The following is a 9,474-nucleotide window of genomic DNA, read 5'->3' on the forward strand; positions in this document are numbered from 1 at the left end:
CTGGCCCTGACGGCCAGCTACCACAACCTCCTGCGCATGTGGGCCGAGGTCTGAGGCGGCCTGAAAAAGTCTGAGGGGCGGCCAAATGCATCCGGCCATGCGATAGACATTGCAAATGCGACGGATTCTTATTTATAATCGTCGCATCCCAACCAGCCAGCCTGTGCTGCCCGCCATGATCGTCTGCGTCTGCCGCCGAGTATCCGACCGAGAGATCGCACGGCATGCGCGTGCGGGCATGACTTTCGACGAGGTTCAGTTCGAACTCGGCGTCGCCACCCAGTGCGGCCGCTGCGAAAGCTGCGCCCGCGACGTGGTGGCGCAATGCAGCGCCTCGCACCCTGTCGCCGCCGTGAGCTGCGACTTCGAGCCCCGCGCGGTCCAGCTTGCCAGCCCCCTCACGCAAAGCAGCACATGGAACTCGTCGCGGCTCTCGCCGGCAGCCTGATCTTCGTGGCAGGCTCAGTCTGGTGGATTTTTCGTAAATAGATCTCTTGTCTTGCAGTCTGCGCCGGGCGCACCATGCGCTGCCGGCCGAACTGCTGTGGAACGTGTCTAGCCGCTTCTCCTCGCCCCCCACCTCGCCGCTGGGGATCTCCCGCACCGCTGCCATCGCTGGCGGCGTCATCCTCTTCCACGCCGCCGCGCTGTGGGCGCTGCAAAGCGGCCTGCTGCGCAAGGCCGCGGAAGTGGTGATCCCGGTGGAGATCCTGGCCCAGATCGTCGAGCCGCCCCGTCCGGCACCGCCGCCGCCTCCCCCGCCGCCACCGCCTCCGCCCAAGAAGGAGGTCGTGAAGAAGCCGCCGCCGCGGCCGGTGGCCGTGCGCGAGCCCAAGCCCATGCCGCCGCCGCCCAACGCGCCCGTCGGCGTGGTGGATCCCCCGCCGCCGGCACCGGAGCCGCCGCCGCCCGCACCGCCGGCGCCCCCGCCCCCTGCACCGCCGGCGCCGCCCGCCCAGGTCGAACTCACCGGCACGCAGGCGCAGTGGCTGGTCAAGCCGCCGCTGGTCTTCCCCGCGATGAGCCGGCGCATGGGCGAGTCCGGCACCGTGGTCGTGCGGATCATCTTCGACTCGGAAGGCGTCGCGAAGCGCGCCACGGTCGTGAAGTCCAGCGGCTACGAGCGCATCGACGCCGCAGGACGCGAGGCCGCCCTGCGCTCGCGCATCTCGATCAATCTGCCCGCGGGCGCCGCACGCGCCAAGGAATACGCGTTCAACGCGCCGCTGGCCTTCGTCCTGAACTGATTTCTTCCCCCTTTTCGCTGGAGTATTTCGATGGATTCCCAATTCGGCTTGATGCACGTGTGGTCGCAGGGCGATCTCGTCACCAAGGCAACCGCCGTGCTGCTGGTCGGCATGTCGCTCGCCTCCTGGATCGTCATCCTCGTCAAGGCGCTGGACATCGTGCGCTACAAGCGCATGGCGCGCCGCTCGGGCGACTTCTGGCACAGCGAGGATTTCGCCACCGCCCTGAACAAGCTGGGCAAGAACGACACCAACCCCTTCCGCGTGCTGGCGCTCGAAGGCCGTGAGGCCGCGGCCCATCATCGCAACACCAAGGCGCACCTGCACGACGCCCTGGACGTGAGCGACTGGATCACCCGCGCCCTGCGCAACGCCATCGACGAGTTCACGGCGCGGCTGCAGACCGGCCTGGCGATCCTGGCGTCGGTGGGCTCCACGGCGCCTTTCATCGGCCTGTTCGGCACCGTCTGGGGCATCTATCACGCGCTGATGAGCATCGGATCGGCCGGCCAGGCCACCATCGACAAGGTGGCCGGCCCGATCGGCGAAGCGCTGATCATGACGGCGCTGGGCCTGGCCGTCGCCATCCCCGCCGTGCTCGGCTACAACGCGCTGGTGCGCGGCAACAAGTTCGTGCTGACCAAGATGAACAGCTTCGCGCACGACCTGCACGCCTACTTCGTCACCGGCGCGCGCGTCGCCACCGGCAGCGAATCCACCGTCGTGGCGCTCAAGAAGGGCTGAAGCACATGTGCCCCCAAACTCGCATTCGCTCGCTGCCCCCCGAGGGGGCGCATGCCTCCCTCGAGGCGGCTCGTCGGGAGGCATGAATGGCCTTCGGAACGCAAGACGAACCCGATGACGTGATGAACGAGATCAACATGACGCCGCTGGTCGACGTCATGCTGGTGCTGCTCATCATCTTCATCATCACCGTGCCGGTGATGAAGCACGCGGTCAACATCGACCTGCCCCGCGCCACCAACGAGCGCGAGGAGACCAAGCCCGAGACCATCTCGCTGAGCGTGGCCGCCGACGGCGCCTACTGGTGGAACCAGGAAAAGATCGACGACGTCACACTGGAGAGCCGGCTGGCCGCCGAAGCGACCAAGGATCCGCAGCCCGAGCTGCACATCCGCGGCGACAAGGAAGTGCGCTACGAGCGCGTGGCCACCGCGATGGCCGCCGCCCAGCGCGCCGGCGTGCGCAAGATCGGCTTCATCACCGAACCCAAGACCGAGTAGCCAGCGGGCGAGCCTGCAACATCCGCAGGCACCTCAAAAAAAGTTGATCCCGACGATTGACTTCTTATTGCGAATCATTATCATTACTTCATCGCAATCTGATTGAACCACTGGATCGCGCCATGCAAGCCACTCCGACCGCCTTCAACGTCCTGAGCCACCCTTCCCTCGACCATGCCGGCAGCAGCGGTCAGGCGGCGCCGGTGACCCGGCCTTCGCACCTGCTGGAGAGCACCGAACTGCTCAAGGGCCAGAAGATCGTCGGCATCATGCACAACGGTTCGCTCTACCGCCTGCAGGCCACCAAGCTCGGCAAACTCATCCTGACCAAATAGACAACGCGCCTGCAGCGCCCCGTGCAAGTTTCATCGTGGGGCGACTCAAGGAGACCATCTCCAAGGGTCGTTTTTGGCTAGCCACGGTTTTCCCCAGCCAAGCCCTTTTTTTCCACGCGAAACACTCACAAAAAAGCCGGCCCCCAGGGCCGGCTTTTTCTTTGGGGGCGATTTGCGACTCAGAGGCCGAGCGCAGCGATACCGGCCTTGGCCACCTGGGCGTCCTCGTTCGACTTAACGCCGCTCACGCCGACGGCTCCGATGACCTGCCCGTCCTTGACGACCGGCGCCCCGCCTTCGAGCATGCCTTCGGCCAGCGGCGCCGTCAGGAAGGCGGTGCGGCCGCCGTTGATGATGTCCTCGTAGCCCTTGCTCTCGCGGCGCCCCAGCGCGGCGACGCGTGCCTTGGCCGGCGCGATGTGCGCGGACAGGGCCGCGGCGCCGTCCAGGCGCTGCAGCCACAGCAGGTGGCCGGCGTCGTCGGCGATGGCGATGGTCACCGCCCAATTGTTCTTGAGCGCCTCGGCCTCGGCCGCAGCGGCGATGCGCTTCACGTCGTCGAGTTCGAGGTAGTGCTTGGTCTTCATGTGCTTTTCCGTCGGCAAAAGGAGCGAGGATAGCGCCCAATTCCTTCCGCCGAGTAAGGCTGCTCGGCCTGCGGTTTTCGGGAGCCCGGCCTCTTGCAAACCTAGAATCGCCCCCAACTGCCTTGCGGCGACCCATCCACCTCCAGGAGCCCTCGACATGAACGACCGCGTCACCACCTTCGACACCCCTGTGGCGTACGGCCAGACGCTGCCCCAGGCCGAACGCCAGCGCGTCCTGCGCAACACCTACTGGCTGCTCGCGCTGAGCCTGATCCCCACCGTGCTGGGCGCCTGGCTGGGCGTGGCCACCGGCATCACCCGCTCGCTGACCGGCGGGCTGGGCCTCGTCGTCTTCCTGGGCGGCGCCTTCGGCTTCATGTTCGCCATCCAGAAGACCCGCAACTCCGCCGCCGGCGTGCCGGTGCTGCTGGCCTTCACCTTCTTCATGGGCCTGATGCTCTCGCGCCTCATCGCCATGGTGCTGGGCTTCAAGAACGGCTCCGAACTGGTGATGACGGCCTTCGGCGGCACCGCCGGCGTGTTCTTCGTCATGGCCTCGCTGGCCACGGTGATCAAGCGCGACCTGTCGGGCATGGGCAAGTTCCTGTTCGTCGGCGTGCTGGTGCTGTTCGTCGGCGCCATCATCAACGTCTTCGTCGGCTCGACGGCGGGCATGATGGCCATCTCGGTGGCCGCTATCGGCATCTTCTCGGCCTACATGCTGTACGACCTGAAGCAGATCATCGACGGCGGCGAGACCAACTACATCTCGGCCACGCTGGCGCTGTACCTGGACCTGTTCAACGTGTTCCAGAGCCTGCTGGCGCTGCTGGGCATCTTCGGCGGCGAACGGGACTAACTGAGCGCTTCGCTGGAACAACAAGGGGGCCTGGCGGCCCCCTTTTCCTTTTGTGCGGCTTCGCCGCATGTGATCGCTTCAATCCCCGGCGCGATCGAACACCGCGATGGACTCGACGTGTGCCGTGTGCGGGAACATGTTGACCACGCCGGCGTGGGTGCAGCGGTAGCCCGCCTGGTGCACCAGCAGGCCGGCGTCGCGCGCCAGGGTGGCCGGGTTGCAGCTCACGTAGACGATGCGCGAAGGCGCACGCCAGCCGGTGGCGCCTTCGGGCAGGCCCTGCTGGTGCAGGTCCGCCAGCGCCTTGGCCAGCGCGAAGGCGCCTTCGCGCGGCGGGTCGACCAGCCAGCGGTCCGCGGCGCCGTCGGCCACCAGCATCTCGGGCGTCATCTCGAACAGGTTGCGCGCGACGAAGCGCGTCGCCGCCAGCGTCCGGCCGGCGGGCGCCGCCGGCCCGTTCAGCGCGAAGTTCTCGCGGGCACGCGCGACCAGCGCCTCGCTGCCCTCGATGCCCAGCACCTGCGCGGCGCGCGTGGCCAGCGGCAGGGTGAAGTTGCCCAGGCCGCAGAACCAGTCGATCACCCGCTCGTGCGGCTGCACGTCCAGAAGCCGCAGCGCGCGCGACACCAGCACGCGGTTGATGTGCGGGTTGACCTGCGTGAAGTCGGTGGGCCGGAAGGGCATGCGGATGCCGAACTCGGGCAGCTCGTAGCCCAGCGGCACATCGGGCTCGGCGTCCAGCAGGTGCACGGTGTCCGGCCCCTTGGGCTGCAGCCACCACTGCACGCCCTCGTGCGCCGCGGCGAAGTCGCGCAGCCGCTGCCGGTCGGCATCGGACAGGGGCTGCAGGTGCCGCAGCACCAGCGCGATCACGCCCAGCGCCGCCTGCCCCGGCGCGTCGCCGCAGGCCAGCTCGATCTGCGGGCAGCTCTCGCGCGCCTCCAGCGAATCCATCAGCCGCCGCAGCGGCAGCAGCATGGCGCTGACCGGCGCCGGCAGCACCGGGCACACGCCCATGTCCGCCACGTAGCGGCTCTTGCGCTCGTGAAAGCCGATCAGCGTGGTGCCCTTGCGCTGCACGTAGCGCACCGACAGGCGCGCGCGGTAGCGATAGTGCCAGGCCGGCCCTTCCAGCGGCCGCAGCAGGGTCTGCACCTTCACCTTGCCCAGGTGCCAGAGGGCGTCTTCGAGGGCGCGCTGCTTGACGGCCACCTGCGCGGCCGCGTCCAGGTGCTGCATCTTGCAGCCACCGCAGGCGCCCGCGTGCAGGCCGAAATGCGGGCAGCGCGGGCGCACGCGCTGCGAGGACTCGCGCCGCAGGTCCGTGAGCACGCCCTGCTCCCAGTTGTTCTTGCGGCGCTGCACCTGCACGCGCACCTCCTCGAAGGGCAGCGCGCCGTCCACGAAGACCACCTTGCCGTCGGCCCGATGGGCCACGCCCTGCCCTTCCAGATCGAGCGATTCGACCGTCAGCCAGGCTTCTTCATCGGGGCGGCCTGGCGCCTTGTTGTTCTGCTGGATCTCGTCCGTCATCCGGCGATTGTCGTCGGATGAGCGTGGGCATCAGCAGCGATGCGGACGAACTAGCGGCTCGGCAGATAGCGCGAAGGATCGACTGGCTTGCCCTGCCGGCGGATCTCGAAGTGCAGCTTCACCCGGTCGGCGTCGCTGCTGCCCATCTCGGCGATCTTCTGGCCCTTCTGGACGTTCTGGTCCTCCTTGACCAGCAGTGTCTGGTTGTGGGCGTAGGCCGTCAGGTAGGTGTTGTTGTGCTTGAGGATGATCAGGTTGCCGTAGCCGCGCAAGCCGGCGCCGGCATACACCACGCGCCCGTCGGCAGCGGCCAGCACCGCATCGCCGGCCTTGCCGCTGATGTCCAGCCCCTTGTTCTTCACCTCGTCGAAGCCGGCGATGAGCTGGCCCTGCGCGGGCCAGATCCAGCCCACGTCCTCGTCGCCCGCCGCCGCGGCCGCAGGCGCCACGGACGCCGGCGTGATGGGCTTGGCCGTGGTCGTGGTGGCCGGCAGCGTCGGTGCCGGCGACGCGGGGGGCGTGGCGCCCGGAGTGGCCGGTGCTGCCGAGGTGGCCGGCGAGGTGGCGGAAGGCGCAGCGGCCGCGACCGCCGTGGAAGCCCCGCTGGCCGGCGGCACCACGCGAAGCACCTGGCCGACCTCGATCAGGTCCGGGTTGTCGAGGTTGTTCCAGCGCGCCAGGTCCTGCCAGCGCTGGCCGGTCTCCGTGGCGATGCGACGGATCGTGTCGCCGGGCCGCACGGCGTAGTAGCCGGGCTTGCCCAGGTTCTCGATGCCCGGCAAAGGCTTGCCGTTGGCGTCGGTGGTGGGAAGCCCGGATGCAGCGGACACCGACGGCGCAGCGCCGCCCATCCCGCGATCCTCGACGGGCGCCGGCCCGCGCGGCGTGCCGCCGCAACCGGCCAGCAGCAGCGCCACCACACCGAGAGAAGACCACGTCAGCCAGCGTCGGCCACCGAAACCCTGCATGTCCATTCCTTCAAGCAATCCCGGATTTTAGGGGGACGAAGTGCACTGCCTCAAGCATCCTCCTTTGGATACCGCGGACATTTTTATCAATGATGACAAGTGTTTGGCCACCATTTGGAGAAGCCGTGGGAGCAACGATGCGGCCGCCGACGGCCAGTTGCTCGATCCATTCGGCCGGCACGTCCTCGCCGCCGGCCGCGGCGATGATCGCGGCGTACGGCGCTCCCTTGGCATAGCCCAGCCGTCCGTCGCCCAGCAACAGGTGGACCGTCGCCAGCCGGAACGGCCGCAGATTCGCCCGCGCACGCTCGTGCAGGCCGCGCAGCCGTTCGATGCTGTAGACCTCGCCGGCCACGTGGCTCAGCACCGCGGCCTGGTAGCCGCAGCCGGTGCCGATCTCCAGCACCCGGCCCAGCCGCCCCTGGGGCTGGCCCGCCAGGGCGGGTGCGCCGAGCAGCAGCTCGATCATGCGCGCCACGACGTTGGGCTTGGAGATCGTCTGGCCCAGCCCGATCGGCAGGCTGGTGTCCTCGTAGGCCTGATTGACCAGCGCACTGTCGACGAAGCGGTGGCGTTCGACCGCCCCCATGGCCCGCAGCACCCGCGCATCGGCGATGCCCTGGGCCGCCAGCTTCTGGACCATGCGCGCCCGCACCGCCTCGGAGGCCATGGCCGGCGTGGCGCTGACGACGGCCGGCCGCGCCGGCACGGGCGGCTTCGCGGCGACGGGCCGCGCGGGCACCGGCGCCGGCGATGCCGGCGTCAGCCTGACGGGGAAGGTGGGCCGGGGCCGGGTCATCCGCTGTCAGTCGGCAGCGAGCCGGCCCACCGCATCGCGCCAGTCGCCGAGCTGCGCGTGGTCGGTCAAGTCGATCTGCAGCGGGGTGAGCGAGACATGGCCGGCCGCGGTGGCGTGGAAGTCCGTGCCTTCGCTGCTGTCTTTGGCCGCGCCGGCACCGGCGATCCAGTACATGGTCTCGCCGCGCGGGCTCTGCTGCGTGATGACTTTCTCGGCCGCGTGACGGCGGCCCAGCCGGCACACCTTCAGGGGCTTGAGCTGGTCGGCGGGCAGGTTGGGCACGTTCACGTTCAGCAGCCAGGCCGGCCCCTCCAGCATGCGTTCGCGCTCGATGCGCTGCACCAGCCGCTGCGCGACCTGCGCCGCCGCGTCGATGTGCGCCCAGCCCTTCTCGATCTGCGAGATCGCGATGGCCGGGATGCCGAACAGGTACGCCTCCATCGCCGCGCCCACCGTGCCGGAGTAGATGGTGTCGTCGCCCATGTTGGCGCCGTTGTTGATGCCGGAGACGACCAGGTCGGGGCGGTGCTCGAGCAGGCCTTTGAGTGCGATGTGCACGCAGTCGGCCGGCGTGCCGGTGACATAGCGAAAGCCGTTGTGCGCCTGGTGCACGTACAGCGGCGCCGCCAGCGTCAGCGCATTGGACTTGGCGCTGTTGTTGTGCTCGGGCGCGATGACTTCGACGTCGGCCACCTCGGCCAGCGCCTGGTGCAGCGCGACGATGCCGGGGGCCTGGTAGCCGTCGTCGTTGGAAATGAGGATCTTCATGTCGTCAGGCTGCGATTCTAGGAGGCGGCCGCCTTTGCCCGCGCCGGTCGCACCAGCGACAAGAACGCGCCGCAGCCGACCCGTATCATGCCCCGCTACCCGAAGGAGACGAATCGCATGCATGCATGGCTTTGCGAAAACCCGGTCGGCGTCGATGCGCTGACATGGAAGGAACTGCCCACCCCCCAACCCGGGCCGGGCCAGGTGCTGGTGGAGATCAAAGCGGCCAGCCTGAACTTCCCCGACCTGCTGATCGTGCAGAACAAGTACCAGATGAAGCCCGAGCTGCCCTTCGTGCCGGGCTCGGAATACGCCGGCGTGGTGCAGGCAGTGGGCGATGGCGTGAAGCACCTGAAGCCGGGCCAGCGCGTCGCATGCCTTTCCGGCACTGGCGGCTTCGGCACGCACACGCTGGCGCCCGCGGCGCTGTGCATGCCGCTGCCCGACGCCTTCACGGACGTGGACGCGGCGGCGTTCACCATGATCTACGCCACCTCCTGGCATGCGCTGATGGACCGCGCCCAGCTGCGCGCCGGCGAGACGGTGCTGGTGCTCGGCGCCGCTGGCGGCGTGGGCACGGCTGCCATCCAGATCGCCAAAGCGGCCGGCGCCCGCGTCATCGCGGCCGCCTCCACCGACGAGAAATGTGCCCTGTGCCGCTCGCTGGGCGCCGACGCCACCATCAACTACAGCACCCATCCGCTGCCCGGCGGCTTCCGCGACGCGATCAAGGAAGCCACCGGGGGCAAGGGCCCTGACGTGATCTATGACCCGGTGGGCGGCGATTTCGCCGAGCCGGCCTTCCGTTCCATTGCATGGCGCGGCCGCTATCTGGTGGTCGGCTTTGCGTCGGGGCCGATTCCGGCGCTGCCCCTGAATCTCACGCTGCTCAAGGGCGCATCGCTGGTCGGCGTATTCTGGGGCGACTTCGCCCGCCGCGAACCCGAGGCCAATACCCGCATGATGGGCGAATTGGCGAAGTGGTATGTCGAAGGCAGGATCAAGCCCGTGATCGATCGCGCCATGCCCATGTCCGAACTGAAGGCGGCCTATGCGCGCATGGGCTCGCGCGGCGTGATGGGAAAGCTGGTGCTGGTCAATTGAGCCGGCCCCGCTCCAATGAACAAAGCCCGC

Annotated in this window: 13 protein-coding genes; 8 read left to right on the forward strand and 5 right to left on the reverse strand. The window is 68.6% G+C overall.

What is annotated here, in order from left to right:
• The 6 genes from ACIY1X_RS03835 to hemP all read left to right on the forward strand — a co-directional run bounded on the left by ACIY1X_RS03835 (position 1) and on the right by hemP (position 2,826).
• Complete coding sequence (locus ACIY1X_RS03835; RefSeq protein ID WP_399678174.1) at positions 1 to 54, forward strand: hypothetical protein; 54 nt, start codon at positions 1 to 3, stop codon at positions 52 to 54.
• 121 nt (positions 55 to 175) lie between these two features.
• A complete protein-coding gene (locus ACIY1X_RS03840; RefSeq protein ID WP_038209515.1) occupies positions 176 to 448 on the forward strand; it encodes a bacterioferritin-associated ferredoxin in 273 nt (90 codons plus the stop codon).
• A gap of 46 nt (positions 449 to 494) precedes the next feature.
• Complete coding sequence (locus ACIY1X_RS03845; protein WP_399678121.1) at positions 495 to 1,247, forward strand: energy transducer TonB; 753 nt, start codon at positions 495 to 497, stop codon at positions 1,245 to 1,247.
• A 30-nt stretch (positions 1,248 to 1,277) separates the two neighbouring features.
• On the forward strand, positions 1,278 to 1,991 hold the full coding sequence (locus ACIY1X_RS03850) for a MotA/TolQ/ExbB proton channel family protein (protein ID WP_038209431.1): 714 nt from the start codon (positions 1,278 to 1,280) through the stop codon (positions 1,989 to 1,991).
• A gap of 86 nt (positions 1,992 to 2,077) precedes the next feature.
• Entirely contained in the window at positions 2,078 to 2,491 is a 414-nt protein-coding gene (locus ACIY1X_RS03855; RefSeq protein ID WP_038209428.1) for a biopolymer transporter ExbD, read from the forward strand.
• Positions 2,492 to 2,613: 122 nt separating this feature from the next.
• Positions 2,614 to 2,826 carry a hemin uptake protein HemP gene (gene hemP, locus ACIY1X_RS03860; protein ID WP_399678123.1) on the forward strand — a complete coding sequence of 71 codons (213 nt, stop codon included), beginning with the start codon at positions 2,614 to 2,616 and terminating at the stop codon, positions 2,824 to 2,826.
• 179 nt (positions 2,827 to 3,005) lie between these two features.
• Here hemP and ACIY1X_RS03865 read toward each other — a convergent pair whose 3' ends face one another.
• The gene (locus tag ACIY1X_RS03865; protein ID WP_399678125.1) at positions 3,006 to 3,413 is read right to left on the reverse strand and encodes a heme-binding protein; all 408 of its coding nucleotides are present in this window, start codon (positions 3,411 to 3,413) and stop codon (positions 3,006 to 3,008) included.
• Positions 3,414 to 3,570: 157 nt separating this feature from the next.
• Between ACIY1X_RS03865 and ACIY1X_RS03870 the strand changes: the two genes are divergently transcribed.
• Positions 3,571 to 4,272, forward strand: coding sequence for a Bax inhibitor-1/YccA family protein (locus ACIY1X_RS03870; RefSeq protein WP_038209420.1), 702 nt, complete (start codon positions 3,571 to 3,573; stop codon positions 4,270 to 4,272).
• Positions 4,273 to 4,350: 78 nt separating this feature from the next.
• Here ACIY1X_RS03870 and rlmD read toward each other — a convergent pair whose 3' ends face one another.
• Genes rlmD through surE form a run of 4 tightly spaced genes read right to left on the reverse strand, consistent with a single transcriptional unit; the run spans position 4,351 to position 8,340 of the window.
• Positions 4,351 to 5,805, reverse strand: coding sequence for a 23S rRNA (uracil(1939)-C(5))-methyltransferase RlmD (gene rlmD / locus ACIY1X_RS03875; RefSeq protein ID WP_399678127.1), 1,455 nt, complete (start codon positions 5,803 to 5,805; stop codon positions 4,351 to 4,353).
• Positions 5,806 to 5,855: 50 nt separating this feature from the next.
• Positions 5,856 to 6,773, reverse strand: a complete 918-nt coding sequence (locus tag ACIY1X_RS03880; protein WP_399678129.1) for a peptidoglycan DD-metalloendopeptidase family protein — start codon at positions 6,771 to 6,773, stop codon at positions 5,856 to 5,858.
• Positions 6,774 to 6,783: 10 nt separating this feature from the next.
• Complete coding sequence (locus tag ACIY1X_RS03885) at positions 6,784 to 7,572, reverse strand: protein-L-isoaspartate(D-aspartate) O-methyltransferase (RefSeq protein ID WP_399678131.1); 789 nt, start codon at positions 7,570 to 7,572, stop codon at positions 6,784 to 6,786.
• A gap of 6 nt (positions 7,573 to 7,578) precedes the next feature.
• Positions 7,579 to 8,340, reverse strand: coding sequence for a 5'/3'-nucleotidase SurE (gene surE / locus ACIY1X_RS03890; RefSeq protein ID WP_399678132.1), 762 nt, complete (start codon positions 8,338 to 8,340; stop codon positions 7,579 to 7,581).
• A gap of 117 nt (positions 8,341 to 8,457) precedes the next feature.
• Here surE and ACIY1X_RS03895 point away from each other — a divergent pair, with 117 nt between their 5' ends.
• Positions 8,458 to 9,444, forward strand: coding sequence for an NADPH:quinone oxidoreductase family protein (locus tag ACIY1X_RS03895; RefSeq protein WP_399678134.1), 987 nt, complete (start codon positions 8,458 to 8,460; stop codon positions 9,442 to 9,444).
• Positions 9,445 to 9,474 lie beyond the last annotated feature (30 nt).

Source organism: Xenophilus sp. (assembly GCF_044462705.1).
Taxonomy (GTDB): Bacteria; Pseudomonadota; Gammaproteobacteria; order Burkholderiales; family Burkholderiaceae_C; genus Xenophilus; species Xenophilus azovorans.